This window comes from Variovorax sp. YR752 (assembly GCF_943372545.1).
Genome location: NZ_CALRZC010000137.1, coordinates 1 through 22,368 on the forward strand (window position 1 = coordinate 1; position 22,368 = coordinate 22,368).

At 70.9% G+C, this 22,368-nt stretch carries 19 protein-coding genes; 13 read left to right on the forward strand and 6 right to left on the reverse strand.

Annotated elements, in window-relative coordinates; all coding sequences use genetic code 11:
- Positions 1–308 precede the first annotated feature (308 nt).
- On the reverse strand, positions 309–1,367 hold the full coding sequence (locus tag AAG801_RS26240; RefSeq protein WP_341891017.1) for an aromatic ring-hydroxylating dioxygenase subunit alpha: 1,059 nt from the start codon (positions 1,365–1,367) through the stop codon (positions 309–311).
- 80 nt (positions 1,368–1,447) lie between these two features.
- Positions 1,448–2,302 carry an IclR family transcriptional regulator gene (locus AAG801_RS26245; RefSeq protein WP_341891018.1) on the reverse strand — a complete coding sequence of 285 codons (855 nt, stop codon included), beginning with the start codon at positions 2,300–2,302 and terminating at the stop codon, positions 1,448–1,450.
- Between the two features lie 111 nt (positions 2,303–2,413).
- Between AAG801_RS26245 and AAG801_RS26250 the strand changes: the two genes are divergently transcribed.
- From AAG801_RS26250 to fahA, 5 genes are read left to right on the forward strand one after another with little or no spacing between them, the layout of a single operon-like run.
- The gene (locus AAG801_RS26250; protein WP_341891019.1) at positions 2,414–3,370 is read left to right on the forward strand and encodes an MBL fold metallo-hydrolase; all 957 of its coding nucleotides are present in this window, start codon (positions 2,414–2,416) and stop codon (positions 3,368–3,370) included.
- Positions 3,371–3,373: 3 nt separating this feature from the next.
- Positions 3,374–5,017: an FAD-dependent oxidoreductase gene (locus AAG801_RS26255; protein ID WP_341891020.1), complete on the forward strand. Its 1,644-nt coding sequence runs from the start codon at positions 3,374–3,376 to the stop codon at positions 5,015–5,017.
- Positions 5,018–5,036: 19 nt separating this feature from the next.
- Positions 5,037–5,264 (forward strand): DUF2783 domain-containing protein, encoded by a 228-nt coding sequence (locus AAG801_RS26260; RefSeq protein WP_341891021.1) that lies wholly within the window; start codon positions 5,037–5,039, stop codon positions 5,262–5,264.
- 28 nt (positions 5,265–5,292) lie between these two features.
- Positions 5,293–5,832: a VOC family protein gene (locus AAG801_RS26265; protein ID WP_341891035.1), complete on the forward strand. Its 540-nt coding sequence runs from the start codon at positions 5,293–5,295 to the stop codon at positions 5,830–5,832.
- Positions 5,829–7,103, forward strand: coding sequence for a fumarylacetoacetase (fahA, locus tag AAG801_RS26270; protein ID WP_341891022.1), 1,275 nt, complete (start codon positions 5,829–5,831; stop codon positions 7,101–7,103). Before AAG801_RS26265 ends, fahA begins: the two co-directional genes overlap by 4 nt.
- 12 nt (positions 7,104–7,115) lie before the next feature.
- Here the strand turns inward: fahA and AAG801_RS26275 are convergent, their stop codons facing one another.
- Genes AAG801_RS26275 through AAG801_RS26290 form a run of 4 tightly spaced genes read right to left on the reverse strand, consistent with a single transcriptional unit; the run spans position 7,116 to position 10,634 of the window.
- Positions 7,116–7,607: a MarR family transcriptional regulator gene (locus AAG801_RS26275; RefSeq protein WP_341891023.1), complete on the reverse strand. Its 492-nt coding sequence runs from the start codon at positions 7,605–7,607 to the stop codon at positions 7,116–7,118.
- A 26-nt stretch (positions 7,608–7,633) separates the two neighbouring features.
- A complete protein-coding gene (locus AAG801_RS26280; protein ID WP_341891024.1) occupies positions 7,634–8,086 on the reverse strand; it encodes a nuclear transport factor 2 family protein in 453 nt (150 codons plus the stop codon).
- Positions 8,083–8,820, reverse strand: coding sequence for an alpha/beta fold hydrolase (locus tag AAG801_RS26285; protein ID WP_341891025.1), 738 nt, complete (start codon positions 8,818–8,820; stop codon positions 8,083–8,085). Before AAG801_RS26285 ends, AAG801_RS26280 begins: the two co-directional genes overlap by 4 nt.
- A gap of 32 nt (positions 8,821–8,852) precedes the next feature.
- Positions 8,853–10,634: a sigma-54-dependent Fis family transcriptional regulator gene (locus tag AAG801_RS26290; protein WP_341891026.1), complete on the reverse strand. Its 1,782-nt coding sequence runs from the start codon at positions 10,632–10,634 to the stop codon at positions 8,853–8,855.
- Positions 10,635–10,978: 344 nt separating this feature from the next.
- On the opposite strand from AAG801_RS26290, the gene AAG801_RS26295 reads away from it, so the two are divergent.
- The 8 genes from AAG801_RS26295 to AAG801_RS26330 all read left to right on the forward strand — a co-directional run.
- A complete protein-coding gene (locus AAG801_RS26295) occupies positions 10,979–12,442 on the forward strand; it encodes a benzaldehyde dehydrogenase (protein WP_341891027.1) in 1,464 nt (487 codons plus the stop codon).
- Positions 12,443–12,476: 34 nt separating this feature from the next.
- The gene (locus tag AAG801_RS26300; protein ID WP_341891028.1) at positions 12,477–13,244 is read left to right on the forward strand and encodes a coniferyl-alcohol dehydrogenase; all 768 of its coding nucleotides are present in this window, start codon (positions 12,477–12,479) and stop codon (positions 13,242–13,244) included.
- A 52-nt stretch (positions 13,245–13,296) separates the two neighbouring features.
- A complete protein-coding gene (locus AAG801_RS26305; protein ID WP_341891029.1) occupies positions 13,297–14,454 on the forward strand; it encodes an ABC transporter substrate-binding protein in 1,158 nt (385 codons plus the stop codon).
- Positions 14,455–14,492: 38 nt separating this feature from the next.
- The gene (locus tag AAG801_RS26310; RefSeq protein ID WP_341891030.1) at positions 14,493–16,229 is read left to right on the forward strand and encodes a DUF1302 domain-containing protein; all 1,737 of its coding nucleotides are present in this window, start codon (positions 14,493–14,495) and stop codon (positions 16,227–16,229) included.
- Between the two features lie 20 nt (positions 16,230–16,249).
- Entirely contained in the window at positions 16,250–17,599 is a 1,350-nt protein-coding gene (locus AAG801_RS26315) for a DUF1329 domain-containing protein (protein ID WP_341891031.1), read from the forward strand.
- Entirely contained in the window at positions 17,596–18,630 is a 1,035-nt protein-coding gene (locus AAG801_RS26320; protein ID WP_341891032.1) for a YCF48-related protein, read from the forward strand. Before AAG801_RS26315 ends, AAG801_RS26320 begins: the two co-directional genes overlap by 4 nt.
- Positions 18,631–18,661: 31 nt before the next feature.
- A complete protein-coding gene (locus AAG801_RS26325) occupies positions 18,662–21,088 on the forward strand; it encodes an MMPL family transporter (RefSeq protein ID WP_341891033.1) in 2,427 nt (808 codons plus the stop codon).
- A partial coding sequence (locus AAG801_RS26330; protein ID WP_341891034.1) for a carboxylesterase family protein occupies positions 21,063–22,368 on the forward strand: 1,306 nt, incomplete at its 3' end. The genes AAG801_RS26325 and AAG801_RS26330, both read left to right, overlap by 26 nt.

Sequence of the window (22,368 nt, forward strand, 5' to 3'; positions counted from 1 at the left end):
ACCAACGGTGGCATGCCCCGCTTGTTCTTGGCATGCCCCCTCCGGTTCGCCAAGCCGCAGCCGGGCAGGCCACGGCGTGCCTGTGAGCCGCCGAGGAGCGGAGGGCTCGCGGCCGGCGCACGCAGAGCGCCTCGTGAACTGACTTCGCCGCGACTGTTTGAACGGAGCGAGCGAAGCTCGCGCAGTGAGTTTCGCGGCGCGGCCGCGAGCCCGAGCACCGCAGGGGAGTCGGCGCTGTGCGCCGACCGGCTCAGCGGCACGCCGTGGCCTGCCCGGCTGCGGCTTGGCCGCGCAAACCGCAACGCCGCCTAGACGACGTTCCCCTCCGCCCGCAAAGCATCATCGACCAGGCGCCGAAACTGGATCAGCGCCGAATCCATCGCCAGCGGCAGCATCGGCGCATCCGGCTTCATCGCGATGGCCTGCGCCTGCGCGGTGATCATGTCGCGGTCCTCGTTGAAGGCCTGCTCCAGGCTGGCATAGACGATGTCGGCCAGGCTCATGCCGCCCTGGTCGGTCGGCACCGCCTGCTGGAAAAAGTAGTGCGTGCTGGTCTCGGTCTCCGGCGTCAGCGTCTGGCAGGAATGCAGGCGCACGGCCAGCGGCCCGTCGCTGTCGGTGGTGCCGGTCGGGCGGCCACCGGAGTGCATCAGCAGCGTCGAGGGCAGCAGGAAGTCGTAGACGAAGTGGCGGTCGATGTTCGAATCGAAGCTTCGCATGCGCTTGTAGAAGGGCGGCGGCGGCACGTCCTTCACGTGGCGCGAAACGCGCACGCCGCGCGGCACCTTCTCGATCGTCGGGCGCGATTGCGCGATCGCCGGCGTGCCGCCCAGCGTCTTCTCGTGCACGTAGCTCAGGTGCGAGAAGTCGAGCAGGTTGTCGGCGATCAGCAGGTAGGGCGTGTCGTAGTGCAGGTAGCCGGGCTTGTAGTGCCAGTCCGGGTGCTCGCAGGAGAAGTTGTCGGGCAGCTCGGCGGTGTCGGCCTTGGCGGGGTCGCCCATCCAGACGAACACCCAGCGGTTCTTCACCGCCACGGGATAGCTGCGCACCCTGGCCTTCGGCGGCACCGTGTCGAGCCCGGGGATCTGCACGCACACGCCCTGCGCATCGAACAGCAGGCCGTGGTAGCCGCAGCGCACGCAGTCGCCCTCCTTGCGGCCCTTGGACAGCGGCGCGAGGCGGTGGCAGCAGCGGTCCTCGAGCGCGACGATCTCGCCCGCCGCCGTGCGGTGCAGCACCAGCGGCTCGCCGATCACGGTGCGAGCGAACAACCCATCGGCAGGGATCTCGTGGTCCCAGGCGACCACGTACCAGCAGTTGCGGATGAACACGGCGGCGTCCTTCGAGCGAAGCAGAAGAGCCTTCACGATAGGCGCCGCCGCCGGCGCTGTCTGTCCGCCGCGATGGGGACGGCGCGGTGCCGCCGACTCGCCCCGCCGGGTCGGGCTCAGCGCGCGCCGCGCCGCGGCGAAGGCTTCGCCAGCCGGTAGCCCAGGCTGGCCGACACCTGCGTCGCCGCATCCCGCACCGCCGCCGCCATCGGCGACGACCAGGCCGAGGGAAAGTGGTCCTGGTGGCCGAGCATGGTGATGACCAGCGCGACCTCGCCCTCGTGATCGCGCACCGGCGCGCTGAAGGCATTGACGCCGGGAATCGGCCGGCCGACCGCGCGCGTCACGCCATGGGCCTGCAGTTCGGCCTGGGCCGGGCCGCGCTCGGCGTCGAGCTGCGCCGGCGCCAGCGACGCCTGCGGCCCGCCATGGGCCAGGCCATCGAGCGCGCCACCGAGCGGGCCGCCCAGCGCCTGCAGCAAGCGCTCGCGCGGCAACGCGCCGACGAAGGCGCGGCCGGTGGCGGTGCCGAACATCGCCATCACCGTGCCGGCGCGCATTGCCACGTGCAGTGGCTGGCGCGCTTCGATGAGCCGCACGACGGTCGGCCCGAAGTTTCCCCACACCGCCAGCGCCACCGCCTGCCCCGTCGCTGCCGCCAGCGCCTCGGCCACCGGCACGGCGGCCTTGATCGGGTCGAGCTGGAACAGGCAGGTCAGGCCGATGCGCAACGCGGCCGGGCCGAGCGCGTAGCGCCCGCTGGTCGCATCCTGCTGCACCAGGCCGAGCTTGCCGTAGCTCACCAGATAGGGGTGGGCGCGCGACGGCGGCAGGCCGGCATGCGCGGCCAGATCCTTCAGCGTCATCGGCGCCGGGTGCTCGGCCATGGCCAGCAGCAGCCGGCCGCCCACCTCCACCGACTGCACGGCACGCTGTTCGCGCGGCGGTTCTTCTTCGACAGGCTTGCGCATGGAGCCAACTCTAACAAACGCATTCGCTATTGACAAATCTCATGCTCGACCGCAAACTCGTTCGCCATTCGCAAACCGGTTTGTCGACCGACGCACCCCGAGGACGCCGCCATGAACACCAAGGCCTTTGCCAGCCACGCCGATACCGAAGAGAAGAAGGTCACCTTCGAGCAGCTCTCCGAGCATGCCTGGGCCTACACCGCCGAGGGCGACCCGAACACCGGCATCGTGATCGGCGACGACGCGGTGCTGGTGGCCGACACGCAGGCCACGCCGGCGATGGCCGCCGACGTGATCCGCCGCATCCGCGAGGTCACCGACAAGCCGATCAAGTACGTGGTGCTGACCCACTACCACGCGGTGCGCGTGCTCGGCGCCAGCGCCTACCAGCCGCAGCAGATCCTGGCCAGCCAGGACACCTACGACCTGATCGTCGAGCGCGGCGAGGCCGACAAGGCCAGCGAGATCGGCCGCTTCCCGCGCCTGTTCCGCAACGTCGAGACGGTGCCTGCCGGCATGACCTGGCCGACCATCACCTTCAGCGGCAAGCTGACGCTGTGGCTGGGCAAGCTGGAAGTGCAGTTGCTGCAACTCGGCCGCGGCCACACCAAGGGCGACACCGTGGTCTGGCTGCCCGGCGAGAAGACGCTGCTGTCGGGCGACCTGGTCGAGTTCGACGCCACGCCCTATGCCGGCGACGCCTACTTCAGCGACTGGCCGCAGACGCTGCAGAACATCGCCGCGCTCAAGCCGAGCGCCCTGGTGCCCGGCCGCGGCCCGGCGCTCAAGGGCGAGGCGCAGGTGAGCAAGGGGCTGGACGTGACCCGCGCCTTCGTCTCCGACCTGTACGCCAGCGTCAAGGCCGGCGCCGCCACCGGCAAGGACCTGAAGACCGTCTACCGCGAGACCTACGCGGCGCTGAAGCCGAAGTACGGCCACTGGGTGATCTTCGACCACTGCATGCCCTTCGACGTGACACGCGCCTACGACGAGGCCACGCAATACCGCGACCCGCGCATCTGGACCGCCGAGCGCGACCGCCAGATGTGGGAGACGCTGGAGAGCTGAACCGTGCATTCGACCTTCACCTACCCGACCTTCGAGTACCGCCGGCCGCCGGAGCTGGACGCCACCCCCCCGGCACGCCGCCCGGTCGTCGTGGTCGGCGCCGGCCCGGTGGGCCTGTCTGCCGCCACCGAACTGGCACTGCGCGGCCAGCCGGTGCTGCTGCTCGACGACGACAACACCGTCAGCGTCGGCTCGCGCGGCCTGTGCTACGCCAAGCGCACGCTGGAGATCCTCGACCGCCAGGGCTGCGGCCAGCCGGTGATCGACAAGGGCGTGACCTGGAACGTCGGCCGCACCTTCTTCGACACCGAGGAGGTGTTCAGCTTCAACCTGCTGCCCGACCCCGGCCACGAGCGCCCGGGCATGGTCAATCTGCAGCAGTACTACCTTGAGCAGTACCAGGTCGACCGCGCTCGCGCGCTGCCCAACCTGGAGATGCGCTTCAAGCACAAGGTGGTGAAGGTCGAGCCGCGCGGCAGCGGCGCGACGCTGCAGGTCGAGACGCCCGACGGCACGTTCACGCTGGCCTGCGACTGGCTGGTGGTCTGCGACGGTGCGCGCAGCCCGATCCGCCGCCAGCTCGGCCTGGAGGTCGAGGGCAAGGTGTTCCAGGACCGCTTCCTGATCGCCGACGTGGTGATGAAGGCCGACTTCCCGGCCGAGCGCTGGTTCTGGTTCGACCCGCCCTTCCACCGCGGCCAGAGCGTGCTGCTGCACCGCGAGGCCGACAACGTCTGGCGCATCGACTTCCAGCTCGGCTGGGATGCCGACCCGGAGGAGGAGAAGAAGCCGGAGAAGGTGATCCCGCGCATCCAGGCCATGCTCGGCGCGGACCATGAGTTCGAGCTCGAATGGGTCAGCGTCTACACCTTCCAGTGCCGGCGCATGGCGAGCTTCCGCCACGGCCGCGTGCTGTTCGCCGGCGACAGCGCGCACCAGGTCAGCCCCTTCGGCGCGCGCGGCGCGAACTCCGGCATCCAGGACGCCGACAACCTCGGCTGGAAGCTGAAGGCAGTGATCGACGGTGTCGCGCCCGAAACGCTGCTCGACAGCTACAGCGACGAGCGCGGCTTCGCCGCCGACGAGAACCTGCTGAACTCGACCCGCTCGACCGACTTCATCACGCCCAAGAGCGCCGTCTCGAAGCTGTTCCGCAACGCCGTGCTGGGGCTGGCGAGCCGCCATGCCTTCGCGCGCACGCTGGTCAACTCGGGGCGACTGTCGGTGCCGACGACGCTCAGCGCCTCGCCGCTGAACACGCCCGACGCCGACAGCTTCGAAGGCTGGATGGTGCCCGGCGCGCCGCTGGACGATGCCCCCGTCGTGATGAACGGCCAGTCGCACTGGCTGCTGCGCGAACTGGGTGGCGCGGGCAACGCGGGCTTCACGCTGCTGGTCTTCGGTGACGCGGCGATCGAACTGCCCGCGCTGCCGGTGCCGCTGGCGGTGCGCCGCGTGAAGTCGCCCGGCAGCGCCGTGGTCGCGGGCGACCTGGTCGACGTCGAGGGCCATGTGGCGCGCCGGCTCGACGGCCGCCCCGGCACCGTCTACCTGCTGCGCCCCGACCAGCATGTCGCCGCGCGCTGGCGGGGCTACGATGGCACGGCCGTGCAGGCCGCGCTGCGCCGGGCCCTCGGCCTGCATTGAACCGCGAGGAACGCCTGCCATGAACACTCTGGTGACCGCACCTAACTTCGGCATCCCCGGCCAACGCCATCGTCATGCCTACACACCCGGCGACGACTTCTACGAAGCGCTGATCGACACCCACCGCGACCTCGACGACGCGCAGAGCCAGATGGTCAACGCCCGCCTGGTGCTGCTGCTGGCCAACCACATCGGCGACCTGCGCGTGCTGCGCGAGGCGCTGGCGGCGGCACGCGAAGGCGTCTGAACCCCATCCATCGAAGGAAACCATCATGCTGAAGATCGACCGCATCCACCACGTCGCCTACCGCTGCAAGGACGCCAAGGAAACCGTCGAGTGGTACGGCAGGATGCTCAAGATGGACTTCGTGCTCGCCATCGCCGAGGACCAGGTGCCCTCGACGAAGGAGCCGGACCCGTACATGCACATCTTCCTCGACGCCGGCGCCGGCAACGTGCTCGCCTTCTTCGAGCTGCCGACCAGGCCGGCCATGGGCCGCGACCCGAACACGCCGGAGTGGGTGCAGCACATCGCCTTCCGCGTGAAGGACCGCGCCACGCTGCTCGAGTACAAGGCCCACCTCGAAGCCAATGGCGTGAACGTGCTCGGCGTGACCGACCACGGCGCCTTCCACTCGATCTACTTCTTCGACCCCAGCGGCCACCGCGTCGAGCTGGCCTGCCCGGATCCCGACGAGGAGTCCATGCTCAAGCGCATGGACGCGGTGAAGTGGCAGATGCTGGAAGAGTGGAGCCAGACCAAGCGCGCGCCCAAGCACGCCGCCTTCCTGCACGAGCGCGAGTTCAAGCAGTGAGCGGCACGGCAGCGATCGACGCCACGCACGATCCGGCGCTGGCGAGCTGGGTCGAGTCGGCCAACACGGACGACGGTGACTTCACTATCCAGAACCTGCCCTTTGGTCGCTTCCGCTCGAACGCGAACGAAGACTGGCGCATCGGCGTGGCGATCGGCGACCAGGTGCTGGACCTGCGACTGGCAGGCCTCATCGATCACGCCGACATGCACCGCCTGATGGCCTTGCCGCCGGCGCAGCGGCGCGCGTTGCGCGCGGCGCTGTCGAACGGCCTGCAACGTGGCAGCGCCCAGGAGAGCGCCTGGCGGTCGGCCCTGCGCCCGATGCGCAGCGTCGAGCTCGGCCTGCCCTGCCCCATCCGCAACTACACCGACTTCTACGTCGGCATCCACCACGCCACCGCGGTGGGCAAGCTGTTCCGCCCGGACAACCCACTGCTGCCGAACTACAAGTGGGTGCCGATCGGCTACCACGGCCGGGCTTCGTCGATCATTCCCAGCGGCCAGCCGGTGCGCCGGCCTCGCGGCCAGGTGGCGGGCGATCCGGCGCCGCGGCTGGCAGCCACGCAACGACTCGACCACGAGCTGGAGCTGGGTTTCCTGATCGGTGCGGGCAATGCGCTGGGCGAGCCGATCACGATCGACGAGGCCGAACAGCACCTGTTCGGCGTGACCCTCTTCAACGACTGGTCGGCGCGCGACGTGCAGCCCTGGGAGTACCAGCCGCTCGGCCCCTTCCTGGCGAAGAACTTCGCCAGCACCGTCTCGCCGTGGATCGTGACCATGGAAGCGCTGGCGCCGTTCCGTGCATCGTTCGCGCACCCCGAGGGCGATCCGCAGCCGCTGCCCTATCTCGATGGCGCCGCCAACCGTGCCGCCGGCGCGCTCGACATCCAGCTCGAGGTGCGGCTGCAGACCGCCGCGATGCGCGAGGCCGGCCTGCCGCCCACGATCATCTCGCGCAGCAACGCCGCCGAAGCGGCCTACTGGACGGCCGCGCAGCTGGTTGCGCACCACACCGTCAACGGCTGCAACCTGCAAAGCGGCGACCTGCTCGGCTCGGGCACGCTGTCCGGCCCGCGGCCGGGCGAGTCGGGCTCGATGCTCGAGCTCAGCGCCGGTGGCAAGCAGCCGATCACGCTGCCCAACGGCGAGCAGCGGACCTTCCTCGAGGATGGCGATACGCTGATCCTCGCCGGCCACTGCGAGCGCGCCGGCGCGCGGCGCATCGGCTTCGGCCTGTGCAGCGGCACGGTGCTGCCAGCGGCCTGAGGCCGCATCCGCTCAGGGCGCGTCGGCCACGCGCTCCAGCAAGGCCATCAGCTGCTTGCGCTCGGCCGCGCTCAGCCGCTTCGCCAGGCGCGCCTCGTAGGCGTCGAGCCGCTCGCGCAGCGTGTCCAGCATCGAGCGGCCGGAGGCCGTCAGCACCAGCGAGTAGCGGCGCCGGTCGCCGGCCACGTCCATGCGGCGGATGAAGCCGGCCGCTTCGAGCGCATCGATCAGCTTCATCACGCTGGGCCCGGCCACGTTGAGCCGGCGCGCCAGCGCGGCCTGGTTGATGTCGGCCTCCATCGCGATGATCGACAGCGCGGTCAGCCGCGCCGGCGAGAGCTCCAGCGGGCCGAGCATCTCGAAGAACAGGTCGTAGGCATGCACCTGGGCACGGCGCAAGGTGTAGCCCAGCGAATCGCGCTGGAAGTCGAAGCGTTCGAGCGGATCGGCGTCTTCGGCGGCCCTGCGCTTGGCGGCCGGTGCGGTCTTCTTGGCGATGGGCATGGTGGCGCCGATTGTAGGAACGCGCTTCAGCCGCCTTCGCCCTCGTGCAGCACGAAGCAGGCCTGCCGGCGCACGATGCGCCAGACGCCGTCGTCGCCGCGGCGCAAGCGGTCGTCGAACTCGCCGATGCGCCGCGGCCCATGCACCGGGCGGCCGGACGGCCCTTCGGCATCGGATCTCTGGCCGCTCCACAGCAGCACCGTGCTCAGCGCCGTGGCCTGCCCATCGGCCAGCAGATCGACCACCGTGCCGGCCACCAGGTGGCGCGTCAGCCGGTCGGCCGGCCGCTCGCGGTAGGCCGCCAGGATGGCATCGCGGCCGCGCAACCAGCCGCCGCCGGGGCGCTGCAGTTCGGCGTCCTCGGTGAACAGCGCGGCGAAGGCCTCGTGCTGCTGCAGGTCGGCCAGGCGCGCGGCACGCGCGATGGTGTCGCAGCAGCCGGCGATCGCTACGGCGCGCTGCAGTTCGGCGTCGTTCATCTTGTTGCGGGGGCGTCTTGCAGCCACGCCAGCAACGCCTCGCCCACCGCCTGCGGCTGCTCCATCGTGCTCATGTGGCCGCAGTGATCGATCACCGCCAGCCGCGCGGCACGGATGCGCGCGGCCATCTGCTCGTGGCGGGCCAGCGTGCTCCAGGCGTCCTCGCGGCCGCATAGCACCAGCGTCGGGCAGGCAATCGCGTCGAGCACCGCGCCGGCATCGGGCCGCTGCATCAGCGCCTGCTGCTGCGCGGCGAAGCGCTGCGGCGACTGGCGCGCCACCATGTCGAGCACGGCCTCGTGCACCGGCGTGCCCAGGCGCTGCGGGTGCAGCATGCCCGGCGCCCAGCGCTCACCCATCGCGCGCATGCCCTCGCGCCGCGCCAGCTCCACCAGCGCCAGCCGCTGCGCACATTCCTGCACGCCGGCCTCGCCCTCGGGCAGCGGGTGCCAGCCGGTGTCGAGCAGCGCCAGGCGCAACACACGCTGCGGCGCGCGGCGCATCACCTCGAGCGCAATGCGCCCGCCCAGCGAGTGGCCGGCGAGCGCGAACTGCTGCGCCGGCGCATCGCGCAGCAGCGCGTCGGCCATCGCGACTATGCTTTCATGGCCGCCGCCTTCGGCCACCCACGGGCGGGCATGTCCGGACAGCGCCGGCAGCAGCGGTGCCCAGCATTCCGCATCGCAGGCCAGGCCGGGCACGAGGACGAGACAGGGTCGCGGGTCGGCGCTCATCGCTCGGATTCGTTCATTAGCATGGCTATCGATTATAGGTCGCGGCCGCTGCGCTCGAGCCGGTAGGCGAGCTGCGCGCGGCTGAGCCCGAGCCGGCGCGCGGCGGCCGAGAGATTGCCACCTTCGGCCTCGACTGCCTCGCGCAACAGGCGCGCTTCCAGCTCGGGCAGCGGCAGGGCCTCGCGGCCCAGCGTGGACTGCAGGTGCTGCAGCAGGTTGGGCACATCGTCGCCGGCGCGCGGCGCGAGCGCACCGTGCGCGCCGATCGCCAGCAGCGTCTCCTCGGACAGCTGCTCGCGGCGGAACATGTGGCGCACGTCGATCGGTGTGCCCTCTTCGGCGCTGATCACGCCGCGCTCGACCAGGTTCTGCAGTTCGCGGATGTTGCCCGGGAAGCCGTAGTGCAGCAGCGCCCGCACCGCCCGTGGCGTGAAGCCGGTGACGCGGCGGCCGTGGCGTGCCGCCTCGCGGCGCAGGAAGTGGTTCATCAGCAGCGGGATGTCGTCGCGGCGGTCGCGCAGCGGCGGCAGGTGGATCGGGTAGACGTTGAGGCGGAAGAACAGGTCCTCGCGGAAGCGCCCGGCACGCACCTCGGCCTGCAGGTCGACATTGGTGGCAGCGACCACGCGAACGTCCACCTTCACGGTGCGACTGCCGCCGACGCGTTCGATCTCGCTCTCCTGCAGCGCACGCAGCAACTTGCCCTGGCTGACCAGGCTGAGCGTGCCGATCTCGTCGAGGAACAGCGTGCCGCCGTCGGCGCGCTCGAAGCGCCCCGGGCGCGACACGCTCGCGCCGGTGAAGGCGCCGCGCTCCACGCCGAACAGCTCGCTCTCGATCAGCGTCTCCGGGATGGCCGCGCAGTTGACCGCGACAAAGGGCTGCGCCGAGCGGCTGCTGACGCGGTGCAGCCGCCGTGCGAACACCTCCTTGCCGACGCCCGATTCGCCAGTGAACAGCACGGTGGCCTGGGTGCGCGCCACGCGGTCGAGCTGATGGCAGGCCGACGCGAAGGCGGACGAAGCGCCGACGATCTCGTGCGGGTCGGCGCCAGCCGCCGCCAGCGGCGGCTCGGCAGGCGCGGCCTGCGGCAGCGGGTCCGGCGCCGCCAGGCTGCGGAAGTCCTGCGCCTGCAGGTAACGCAGGTCCTCGCTGACGTCACCCCAGGCCGCGGCGTGGCGGCCGACCACGCGGCAGACGCTCCCGCCCATCGAGCGGCACTCGATCTCGCGGAACACCACCAGCTGCCCGAACAGGCTGGTCACGTAGCCGGTCGCATAACCCACCTGTGACCAGCAGGCCGGCTCGGTGCCGATGCCGTAGGCGCCGATGTGTTCGTCGTCCTCGCTGGCATGCTCCCAGAGGAACTCGCCTTCGTAGGTGCCGCGGTCGATGTCGAACTCGAAGGACAGCGGCGTCACCTTCACCACCCCTTCGAGCGCGTGCAGGCGCGTGCCGGCCATGAACACCGAGGCAGCGTCGCCGTCGGGCCAGCGCTCGCGCACGAGCTGCGCGTCGCGCGCGCCGCTGACGTAGCCGGCGCGCGTCAGCAGGCCGCGCGCACGCTCCAGCCCGAGCGTGTCGATCAACTCGCGGCGCAGGTGCCCCATCGCCGAGCTGTGGATCAGCAGCATGCGCTGGTCGTTCATCCAGATGCGGCCGTCGCCGGGCGAGAAGAACAGCGACTCGGTCAGGTCGGCCAGCGTCGGCGGCAGGCCGCGGCTCGGGTCGAAGTTGGAGCTGTCGCCGCGGCGCAGCACGGCGCCGCTCTGGCGGGCCATCTCGGCCAGGGAGATGCGGGGCGACTTGGACATCGGCTTCCTCAATTGATCAAGCGGCGGCGTGCGAGTTTGCCTTGATTTTCTTGATTTGCGTAAAGCCGATTCAGCACTGACGCCCCCGCAACGGCCCCGAAACGGGGTCCGGGAAAGTCCGGAGAAGGCCCCTCCTGTTCCCTCGTGACGGCGCCGCGTGCCAGCACCCGCACCGAGCCCGCGGCACATCGCGTGGCACGTGCATTGCCCTTCCAACCGGCGACGGCTCGTGGTTTCCCCCAGGGAGCAACGACTGTCGGCAACAACACTCAGCTCGTATTATCACTAGCCTGGCTAATGATCAGCCAAGGTCCATGAATTCGACCCTCGGACGGAGCAACAACGTGGCACAGACAAGCTTCCTGAACCCCACCGCCTGGCGCGAACACCTGTACAGCAACGGCTGGCGTGCCGCCGGTGCCGCCACCGACATCATCGAGCCGGCCACCGGCCAGGTGCTGGCGCGCTGCGGCCTGGCCCAGGCGCCCGACGTGGCACCGGCTGCACGCAGTGCCGCCGCCGCGCAGGCTGCCTGGGCGGCCACGCCGCCGCGCGAGCGTGCCGCCGTGTTCCTGCGCGCCGCCGCGCTGCTGCAGCAGCACTTCGACGAGCTGGCGCTGTGGGTCACCCGCGAGACCGGCGCCATCCTGCCCAAGGGCCAGCACGAGATTCGCGAGGCCATCACCTTCTGCCACGTCGCGGCGGCGATGCCGATGCAGCCGCAGGGTCAGGTGCTGCCCAGCGTGCCGGGGCGCCTGAGCATCGCGCGGCGCGTACCGCTCGGCGTGGTCGGCGTGATCTCGCCGTTCAACTTCCCGCTGATCCTGACGCTGCGCGTGGTGGCGCCGGCGCTGGCCGCCGGCAACGCCGTGCTGGTCAAGCCCGACGCGCGCACGCCCGTCTCCGGCGGCTACTTGCTGGCTCAGCTGTTCGAGGCGGCCGGCCTGCCCGCCGGCGTGCTGCACGTGCTGCCCGGCGGCGCCGAGGTCGGCGAAGCGCTGGTCGGCGAACCGGCGGTGCAGATGATCTCGTTCACCGGCTCGGCGACCGCCGGCCGGCGCGTCGGCGAACTGGCCGCGCGGCAGCTGAAGAAGGTGTCGCTCGAGCTCGGCGGCACCAACTCGCTGGTCATCCTCGACGACGCCGACATCGACCTCGCCGCCGGCAACGCCGCCTGGGGCGCCTGGCTGCATTCGGGCCAGATCTGCATGGCCACCAACCGCGTGATCGTGCACGAGTCGATCGTCGGCGCGCTGGCCGAGCGCCTGGTCGGCAAGGCGACGCACCTGCCGGTGGGCGACGGCGCGAGCGGCCAGGTGGCCCTGGGGCCGCTGATCGATGCCCGCCAGCGCGACCGCGTGCATGCGGTGGTGCAGGACAGCGTGAAGGCCGGCGCCCGGCTGCTGGCCGGCGGCACCTACGACGGGCTGTTCTACAAGCCCACCGTGCTGGCCGACGTCAAGCCCGGCATGCGCTGCCACGACGAGGAGGTGTTCGGCCCGGTGCTGAACCTCATCAGCTTCCGCACCGACGACGAGGCCGTGGCACTGGCCAACGACCACGCCGGCGGCCTGGCCGCCGCGGTGATCTCGCGCTCGGTCGGCCGCGCGATGGCAGTGGCGCAGCGGCTGCGCGCCGGCATGGTCCACGTCAACGACCAGACGGTCAACGACGACGCCACCAACCCCTTCGGCGGCCCCGGCGTCGCCGGCAACGGCAACGTGCATGGCGGCCCGGCGGATTGGGAAGCCTTCACCACCTGGCAGTGGCTGACCGTGAAGGACACGGCACCGCAGTACCCGTTCTGATTCCGCGCATCCAAACACCTCCTCGAACTGCACCATGAACCTTCAAGACAAGACCGTCGTCGTCACCGGCGCCAGCTCGGGCATCGGCGCCGAGACGGCCCGACTGCTGCGCTTCCACGGCGCGCATGTGATCGGCGTCGACCGCAACGAGCCCATGCTGACGCTGGACGGCTTCGTCAAGGCCGACCTGTCCGAGGCGGCAGCAATCGATGCCGCAGTGAAGCAACTACCCGAGCGCATCGACGCGCTGTGCAACATCGCCGGCGTGCCGGGCACCGCGCCGGTCGGGCTGGTCGCGCGGGTCAACTACCTCGGGCTGCGCCACCTGTGCGAACGCATCGTCGAGCGCATGCCCGCCGGTGGTTCGATCGTCAACGTGTCGTCCATCCTCGGTCACTTCTATGCGCAGCGACTGGAGACGCACAAGGCGCTGGCGGAAGTCGCCGGCTTCGAGGGCGGCCTGGCCTGGCTGGCGCGCCACCCGGTCGAGCAGGCCGGCTGCTACGAGTACTTCAAGGAAGCGCTGATCGTCTGGACGATGCAGCGCTCGCGCGAGTGGTTCATGCAGCGCAGCGTGCGCATGAACTGCGTCGCGCCGGGGCCGGTGTTCACGCCGATCCTCGGCGAGTTCGTCGCGCAGCTCGGCCAGGAGCGCGTCGAGGCGGATGCGCACCGCATCAAGCGGCCGGGTCTGGCCGACGAGATCGCGCCGGCCATCGCCTTCCTGTGCGACGACGCCTCGCGCTGGATCAGCGGCGTGAACCTGCCGGTCGACGGCGGCTTCGCGGCGACCTACCTCTGAGCCGGATCGCCGCCTCGCGCGGCGACACAGAACACCACAACAGGAGACAAGCATGTTGAACCACTTCAGGCGCCTCGGCGTCGCCGCGCTGCTGGCCGCTGCGGCGGCCGCGGCGCACGCCGAGCTGACGATCGGTGTGAGCCTGTCGCTGACCGGTCCGCTGTCGTCGCTGGGCCTGCCGCAGAAGGCCTCGCTGGCCCTGTGGCCCGAGCGCATCGCCGGCGAGCCGGTGAAGCTGATCGTGCTCGACGATGCATCGGACACCACCGGCGCCGTCAGGAACGCGCGCAAGTTCGTCGACGAGAACAAGGTCGACCTGATCCTCGGCTCGTCCGGCGTGCCGGGCGTGTTCGCGATCGCGCCGGTGGCGGCCGAAGCGAAGACGGTGCAACTCGCATTCGCGCCCGCACCACGCCCCGGCGGCGCGACCGACTGGACCTTCCCGCTGGCGCAGCCGGTGCCGCTGATGGCGGACGTGCTGGCCTCGCGCATGGTCGCGGACAAGGTGCGGCGCGTGGCCTTCCTCGGCTGGAGCGAGGGTTACGGCGAGATGTGGCTGCAGGCCTTCACGGCATCGGCCAGGAAGGCCGGCCTGGAGATCGTCGCGACGGAGCGTTTCGCGCCGATGGACACCGCGATCACCGCCCAGGCGCTGAAGGTGATGGCGGCCAAGCCCGACGCCGTGCTGCTGGTCGCCGCCGGCTCGGCCGCGGCGATGCCGCAGATCAATCTCAAGGAGCGCGGCTGGCGTGGGCCTGTCTATCACACGCACGGCTCGGGCTCGCCGGATCTGGTGCGCGTCGGCGGCAAGGCCATGGAGGGCGCGATCCTGCCGGCCGGGCCGGTGCTGGTGGCCGAACAGCTCGATCCGGGCAGCCCGATCCGGCCGGTGGCGCTGGACTACGTGACCCGCTTCGAGAAGCTGCACGGCGCGAACTCGCGCACCCAGTTCGGCGCCCATGCCTTCGATGCGCTCAAGGTGCTCGAGCGCATCGTGCCGGTGGCAGCCAAGCGCGCCAGGCCGGGCAGCGCGGCGTTCCGCCAGGCGCTGCGCGACGCGCTGGAGAGCGAGAAGGAGATCGCCGTCTCGCATGGCGTCCTGAACTACACGCCGGCCGATCACCTCGGCTTCGACCCGCGCGGCGTCGTGATGCTGCGCATCGACCAGGGCAGCTTCAGGCTGGATTCCGGCGCCGCGCCCAAGCCCTGAGCGCGCGGCAGCACAACAACCTCACAAGGAGACACACCATGATCCAACGCACCGCCCTTGCGGCTGCAGCACTGCTCGCGCTCGCGCCCGCAGCTCACGCTTTCGAGATCGAGACCCCCGACCCGGACCTGAAGGTCCGCCTCGACCTGACGCCGAAGTTCAGCCTCGGCTACCGGCTGAAGGACCCGTCGGCCGCGCTGTCGCGGCTGGACGTGGCGGTCGACCCCGGCACCGTCAACGAGGACGACGGCAACAACAACTTCCGCAAGGGCCTGATCTCGCGGCGCTTCGACCTGCTCACCGAGCTGGACGTCTCGGCACCGAACTACGGCGGCCGCATCAGCGGCACCGCCTGGCACGACGGCGCCTACCTCGGCCGCAGCGACTACCAGGGCAGCGCGCTGTACGCCGCCGGCAACCCGCTCGGGCCGGTGGTCAGCACCTCGAACAACAACTTCGGCCAGGACGCCAACGAGTTCCTGCCCTCCACCCGCCGCCAGCACGGCCGCGGCGGCGAACTGCTCGACGCCTTCGTCTACCTGAAGGGTGACGTCGCCGGGATGAAGGCCAACCTGCGCGTCGGCAAGCACACGCTGCAATGGGGCGAGAGCCTGTTCTTCGGCCAGAACGGAATCGCCAACGCGCAGGGGCCGGTGGACATCGCGCGCATCGTCTCGGTGCCGGGCTGGCAGTTCAAGGAGGTGCTGCTGCCGGTCGAGCAGGTCTCGGGCACGCTGCGCCTGGCCGAGGGCCTGCAACTCGGCGCCTACTACCAGTTCAAGTGGCGCAAGAGCAAGCTGCCCGGCGTCGGCAGCTACTTCTCGAACCAGGACTACATCGGCGGCGGGCGCGTCAACTTCGGCCAGGCGCCGGACGGCTCGCCGATCGAGCTGCCGGTCGACACGGCTGCCGACAACCAGCCGAAGAACAGCGGCCAGGGCGGCGTGCAGCTGCGCTGGAGCCCGACCGGCGGCGACTACGAGTACGGCCTGTACGCGGTGCAGTACCACGACAAGACCCCCAGCGGCCTGGTGTTCGACTTCACGCAGGGCCATGTGCGCGTGGCCTACGCGAAGAACATCCGCGCGTTCGGTGCCAGCGTCACCTCGTCGATCGGCCAGCTGAACTGGGCGCTGGAAGGCTCGGTGCGCCAGAACACGCCGCTGAACAGCGACCCGGCGGTGATCGGCGGGCCGAGCCCGGTGCTGGCCTGCGACACCGGCGACGACACGCCCTGCTATGCCGTGGGCAACACCGCGCACCTGCAGCTCTCGGGCATCTACGTGCTGCAGCCCTCGGCGCTGTGGCAGGGCGGCGCGCTGCTCGGCGAGATCGCCTACAACCGGCGGCTGAAGATCACGCGCGACATCTTCGCCGCGGCTGACGGCAGCAGCCAGGGCATCGGCGGGCTCGACCCGAACACCACCAAGGGCGCGTTCGCGATGCGCGTGCTGTTCGAGCCGAGCTACTTCCAGGTGGCCAGCGGGCTCGACCTGTCGGTGCCGATCGGCGTGGGCTACAACTTCGGCGGTCGCTCCTCCGCGATCGGCAACTTCGCCGGCGGCGTCTCCGACGGCGGCGACTGGACCATCGGCGTGAAGGCCCGCTACCAGAACGCCTGGAACTTCTCGCTCACCTACAACGACTTCTTCGGCAAGGCGCGCACCTTCACCGAGACGCTGGTGCAGGGCACCGGCTCACCGCGCCAGCTGAGCTTCGGCCAGACGCTGAGCGACCGCGCCTACGTCGCCTTCAGCGCGTCGACCACCTTCTGAAGATCACACGGAGACACCCCATGAAACGCACCCTGCTGGCGGCCGCCTGTGCCGCCCTCCTTCCGCTGGCCGCCTCGGCCGCCGTCACGGCCGAAGAAGCCGCCAAGCTCAAGACCACGCTGACGCCGCTGGGCGCCGAACGCGGCGCCAATCCGGACGGCAGCATCCCGGCCTGGGACGGCGGCCTGACCAAGCCGGCGGCCGGCTACAAGAACGGCCAGCCGCGGCCCGACCCGTACCCGGCCGACAAGCCGCTGCTGCAGATCAACGCGAAGAACATGGATCAGCACGCGGCGAAGCTGAGCGACGGCGTCAAGGCGCTGATGAAGAAGTACCCGGACTTCCGCATCGACGTCTACCCGACGCGCCGCAGCGGCGCCGCGCCGCAGCACATCTACGACAACACCTTCAAGAATGCGACGCGCGCCAAGCTGGTCGACAACGGCCAGGGCGTCGAGGGTGCGTTCGGCGGCATCCCGTTCCCGATCCCGAAGGACGCCTACGAGGTCATCCTCAACCACCGCATGGCCTGGCTGGGCGTGAACACGCAGACGCCGCTGCGCGTGTGGGTGATGACCGCCGACGGCAAGCGCACGATGGCCTCGGGCGGCACGCAGACCTTCCGCCGCGTCATCCACGACCCGGAGCTCACGCCGGAGAAGTTCGACGGCTACTACGCACTGGGCAAGTTCGCCGCCACCGAGCCCGGCTCGAAGGCCGGCGAGGCCATCCTCGCGCACGACGGCCTGAACGCCAGCGCGCCGCGCGGCCTGTGGCAGTACCTGGTCGGCCAGCGCCGCGTGCGCAAGGCGCCTTCGGTGGGCTACGACACGCCCGACGCGGTGACCAGCGGCATCGGCCTGTTCGACGAGGCCTTCAACCTGTTCGGCCCGATCGACAAGCACGAGCTCAAGCTGGTCGGCAAGAAGGAGCTCTACATCCCCTACAACAACAACCGCGCGGCGCTGGCCAAGGTGGCCGACCTGGTCACCCCGAACACGCTCAACCCGGGCCTGGTGCGCTGGGAACTGCACCGCGTGTGGGAGGTGGAGGCGACGCTGGCGGCCGGCAAGCGCCACGTCGCGGCCAAGCGCAAGTACTACATCGACGAGGACACCTGGCAGATCATCCTGTTCGACGGCTGGGACGCCAAGGGCGAACTCTGGCGCACCAACTACACGCTGACGCTGACCGCGCCGGACATTCCCGCGGTGCTGGGCAACATCTTCTGGGGCGGCTACGACATGCAGACCGGCGCCTACTACCTGAACATGGCGACCAACGAGCTGCCGACGCAAGTCAAGGTGCTGCCCAAGCTGGAGCGCAGCTTCTTCAGCCCCGAGGAACTGGCCAACGAGAGCACGCGGTGAAGCGGCGCCGACTGCTTGCCGGCGCGGGCCTCGCGCTGGCCACGGCGCGTGCCCCGGCCGCCGCGCCTGCGGCGCTGCCGGCGGTGTTGCAGCAACCGGCGCTGCTCACGCCGCTAGCGCCGCGCGCGGCGCTGCTCGCCGCGGCACGCGCCGGGCGGCGCATCGTCGTCGCCGGCGAGCGCGGCATCGTGCTGAGCAGCGACGACGACGGCCAGACCTGGGCACAGTCGCGCGTGCCGGTGCAGGCCAGCCTGACGGCGCTGACCTTCGCCGACGAGCGCCGCGGCTGGGCCGCCGGGCACTTCGGCGTGCTGCTGCGCACCGAGGACGCCGGCGCCAGCTGGTCGCTGCAGCTCGACGGCGTGCGCGCCGCGCAACTGGCGCTGCAGGGCGCGGCCGACGAAGCGCAGCGCCGTGCCGCGCAGCGCAAGGTCGACGAGGGCGCGGACAAGCCCTGGTTCGACCTCGCGCTGGGCGGCGGCGCGCTGCTGGCCGTCGGCGCCTACGGCCTGGCGCTGGAGTGGCGCGACGGCGCGGCGCCGCAGAGCTTCGCGCAGCGCCTGCCGAACCCGCGGCAGCTGCACCTGTACGGCGTGCGCCGTGCCGGCGATCGCATCTTCATCGCCGGCGAGCAGGGGCTGCTGCTGCGCTCGAGCGACGGCGGCGCCAGCTTCGAGGCGCTGGCCTCGCCCTACAAGGGCAGCTTCTTCGGTGTGCTGATCACCGCGAGCGGCGCCGTACTCGCCTACGGCCTGCGCGGCAACATCTTCCGCTCCGCCGACGGCGGCAACCGCTGGACGCCGGTGGCCAACCCGGTGCCGGTGGGCATCTCCGCCGGCGTGCAGCGCAGCGACGGCCGCATCGTGCTGGCGGCGCAGAACGGCGACCTGCTGACCAGCCGCGACGATGGCCAGAGCTTCCAGCGCGACGCCGCCACGCCGCCCTTCCCCGCCGCCGCCCTGGCCGCCACCGACGGCGGCCCGATCGTGCTGGCCGGCCTGCGCGGCGTGAAGCGCCACGCGGCGGCCTGACCCGTCCGCCTGATTGCACAGAGACCCCGACGTGACCCCGACCCCCGACGACACCGCGCAGCCGGTGATCCGCGAGCTGCAGGACTTCGACACCGCCAGCGGCTCGGCCGCCGAGCGGCTGTTCTTCAACCACCGGCCCTGGGTGCTGGCGATCTGCCTGCTGATCACGCTGCTGCTGGGCTGGCAGGCGCTGGGCCTGCAGCTCACCGCGAGCTTCGAGAAGACCATCCCCGCCAAGCACCCGTACATCGCCAACTACCTGGCCCACAAGGCCCAGCTGGCCGGTGGCGGCAATGCGCTGCGCATCGCGGTGGAAGCGAAGGGCGGCAACATCTTCGACAAGGACTACCTCGAGACGCTGCGCCAGCTCAACGACGAGATCTTCCTGCTGCCCGGCGTCGACCGGCCGTTCATGAAGTCGCTGTGGACCGCCAACACACGCTGGGTCGCCGTCACCGAGGACGGCCTGGACGGCGACACGGTGATCAGCGACCGCTATGACGGCAGCCCGCAGGCGATGGCCGAGCTGCGCGCCAACGTCGAGCGCTCGGGCGAGATCGGCCAGCTGGTGGCGGCCGACTTCGGCTCGAGCATCGTCTACGTGCCGCTGCTCGACACCGACCCGCGCACCGGCGCGCCGCTGGACTACGGCGAACTCGGCCGGCGCATCGAGGAGCTGCGCACGAAGTACCAGGGCGAGCGCATCGGCATCCACGTGATCGGCTTCGCCAAGGTGATCGGCGACCTGATGGAAGGCGTGCGCCAGGTGCTCGGCTTCTTCGTGCTGGCGCTGGTGATCTGCGCCGGCGTGCTGTATGCCTACACACGCTGCGTGCGCTCGACGCTGATCGTGGTGGCCTGCTCGCTGATCGCGGTGGTGTGGCAGTTCGGGCTGCTGAGCAGCGCCGGCTACGCGCTCGATCCGTACTCGGTGCTGGTGCCCTTCCTGGTGTTCGCCATCGGCATGAGCCACGGCGCGCAGAAGATGAACGGCATCCTGCAGGACGTGGGCCGCGGCACGCACCGCGTGGTGGCGGCGCGCTACACCTTCCGCCGGCTGTTCGTCGCCGGGCTCACCGCGCTGCTGTGCGATGCCGTTGGCTTCGCGGTGCTGGCGCTGATCGCGATCCGCGTGATCCAGGACCTGGCGGTGATCGCCAGCATCGGCGTCGCGGTGCTGATCTTCACGAACCTCGTGCTGCTGCCGGTGCTGCTGTCCTACGTCGGCGTCAGCGCCAAGGCGGCCGAGCGCAGCCTGCGCCAGGAACAGGGCGGCGAGCTGCGCGGCGGCTGGGCCTTCCTGGCCAGCTTCACGCAGCGCGGCCCGGCGCTGGCCGCCTGCGGCATTGCCGCGCTGGTGCTGGCCGGCGCCACCGCGCTGAGCCTGCAGCTGAAGGTCGGCGACCTCGATGCCGGCGCACCCGAGCTGCGCCCCGACTCGCGCTACAACCGCGACAACGCCTACCTCGCCAGGCACTACGCGGCCAGCACCGACATCCTGACCGTGATGGTGACGACGCCCGACGACCAGTGCACACGCTACGCGACGCTGTCTCAGGTCGACGCGCTGGCCTGGCGGCTGCAGCAGCTGCCCGGCGTCGAGGGCACGCAGTCGATGGCCGGCCTGGCCCGGCTGGCGATGGTCGGCTACAACGAGGGTCAGTTCAGGTGGTACGAACTGATCGCCAACGACCAGGCGCTCGGCGGCGTGCAGGCGCAGGCGCCGCGCGAGCTGTTCGACAAGGCCTGCTCGTTCCTCTCGCTGTACGTCTACCTGAAGGACCACAAGGCCGACACGCTGGACCGCGTCATCGCCGAGGCCGAGGCCTTCATCGCCGCGCAGCCCGCGTCGGACGCCCGCTTCCTGCTCGCCGCCGGCTCGGCCGGCATCGATGCCGCCACCAACATCGTCGTGCGCCAGGCGATGCGCGAGATGCTGCTGTGGGTCTACGGCGCGGTGCTGCTGCTGTGCTGGCTGACCTTCCGCTCGTGGCGCGCGACCGTCGTCGCCGTACTGCCGCTGCTGCTGACCTCGATGCTCTGCGAAGCGCTGATGGTGCTGCTGGGCATGGGCGTCAAGGTGGCGACGCTGCCGGTGATCGCGCTGGGCGTGGGCATCGGCGTCGACTACGCGCTGTACGTGCTGGCGGTGATGCTGCAGCGCCTGCGCGCCGGCGACAGCATCGACGCGGCCTACCGCGCCGCGCTGCGCTTCACCGGCCGCGTGGTGCTGCTCACCGGCCTGACACTCGCGCTGGCGGTCGGCACCTGGTTCTTCAGCCCGATCAAGTTCCAGGCCGACATGGGCATCCTGCTCGCCTTCATGTTCCTGTGGAACATGGTCGGCGCGCTGGTGCTGCTGCCCGCGCTCGCCCGCTTCCTGCTGCGCCCGCTGGTGCGCAGCGCTGCCCCCTCCTCACCGCACGACGAACATGCCGCAACAGCCCAGATCGCCTGACCCCCTCTCACTGCGCCGCATCGCGGCCGGCGAACTGATCGGCTCGCACGAGGGCGACGGCACGCACGCCTGGCGCGGCATCCGCTACGCTGCCGCGCCCATCGGCGCGCTGCGCTGGCGCGCACCGCAACCGCCGGCGCCGTGGACGGGCTGCTTCGAGGCGCTGGCGCACGGGCCGATCGCGCCGCAGATCGCCGGGCTGCTCGCACCGGTGCCGCCCGCGCAGCATGGCCGCGTCGTCGGCGACGAGGACTGCCTGTTCCTCAACGTGTTCGCGCCGGCCTGCGCGCCGGATGCCGTGCCGCAGGGCACGCAGCGCCGCCCGGTGATGGTGTGGATCCATGGCGGGGCGAACGCGGTCGGCAGCGCCTCGAGCTACGACGTGGCGCGCAAGCTGGCGGCGCAGGACGGCGTGGTGGTCGTCACCGTCAACTACCGGCTCGGCGTGCTGGGCTGGTTCACCCACCCTGCGCTGCATCAGGCAGATGGCGCGACAGCGCAGGAGCGCTCGGGCAACTTCGGTCTGCTCGACCTGATCGCCGCGTTGCACTGGGTGCAGGAGCACATCGCGGCCTTCGGCGGCGACCCGCAGCGCGTGACGATCTTCGGCGAGTCGGCCGGCGGGCAGAACGTGATGCTGCTGCTGGCCAGCCCGCTGGCCGCCGGCCTGTTCCACCGCGCCATCGCACAGTCGCCGGTGGCGGAGAGCTTCAGCCTCGACGAGGCGGTGCAAGGCATCGACTCGCCACTGGACAGCCGCCGCTGCGGCTCGCTCGAGGTCAGCGCGCGGCTGTGGCACGCGGCCGGGCGCAGCGCCGACGTGTGCGCCGCGCACGACGCGCTGAAGCAGCAGCCCGCGCAGGACGTGGCCGGCTTCCTGCGCGCGCTGACGCCGGCGCAGCTGATCGCGGTGCACGCGCCATGCAGCGTCGGCATCTACCTCGCGCCGCGGGCCGCGCGCGACGGCGTGGTGCTGCCCGTCGAGCCGCTGCCCGAGCTGTTCGCCTCCGGCACCTGGAACCGCGTGCCGGTGATCCTCGGCAGCAACCGCGACGAGGTGCGCACCTTCCTGGCCGACAAGCCAGAGCACTCGCGGCTGCTGTTCGGCAAGATGCCGCTGCTGCGCGACCGCCCGGCCTACCTGGCAGAGTCGCGCTTCCAGTCGGACGCCTGGCGCGCCGTGCATGTGGACACGCCGGCCGACGCGATGCTGGCCGGCGGCCATGCCGATGTCTGGAGCTACCGCTTCGACTGGGACGAGGCGCCGGCGATCCCGTTCA

Excerpts from the sequence above, each read along its gene's own strand:
- AAG801_RS26250 (WP_341891019.1), top strand. The coding sequence starts at position 2,414 with ATGAACACCAAGGCCTTTGCCAGCCACGCCGATACCGAAGAGAAGAAG.
- AAG801_RS26245 (WP_341891018.1), bottom strand. The coding sequence starts at position 2,302 with ATGCGCAAGCCTGTCGAAGAAGAACCGCCGCGCGAACAGCGTGCCGTG.
- AAG801_RS26280 (WP_341891024.1), bottom strand. The coding sequence starts at position 8,086 with ATGAACGACGCCGAACTGCAGCGCGCCGTAGCGATCGCCGGCTGCTGC.
- AAG801_RS26310 (WP_341891030.1), top strand. The coding sequence starts at position 14,493 with ATGATCCAACGCACCGCCCTTGCGGCTGCAGCACTGCTCGCGCTCGCG.
- AAG801_RS26290 (WP_341891026.1), bottom strand. The coding sequence starts at position 10,634 with ATGTCCAAGTCGCCCCGCATCTCCCTGGCCGAGATGGCCCGCCAGAGC.
- AAG801_RS26305 (WP_341891029.1), top strand. The coding sequence starts at position 13,297 with ATGTTGAACCACTTCAGGCGCCTCGGCGTCGCCGCGCTGCTGGCCGCT.
- AAG801_RS26285 (WP_341891025.1), bottom strand. The coding sequence starts at position 8,820 with ATGAGCGCCGACCCGCGACCCTGTCTCGTCCTCGTGCCCGGCCTGGCC.
- AAG801_RS26260 (WP_341891021.1), top strand. The coding sequence starts at position 5,037 with ATGAACACTCTGGTGACCGCACCTAACTTCGGCATCCCCGGCCAACGC.
- AAG801_RS26315 (WP_341891031.1), top strand. The coding sequence starts at position 16,250 with ATGAAACGCACCCTGCTGGCGGCCGCCTGTGCCGCCCTCCTTCCGCTG.
- AAG801_RS26300 (WP_341891028.1), top strand. The coding sequence starts at position 12,477 with ATGAACCTTCAAGACAAGACCGTCGTCGTCACCGGCGCCAGCTCGGGC.
- AAG801_RS26275 (WP_341891023.1), bottom strand. The coding sequence starts at position 7,607 with ATGCCCATCGCCAAGAAGACCGCACCGGCCGCCAAGCGCAGGGCCGCC.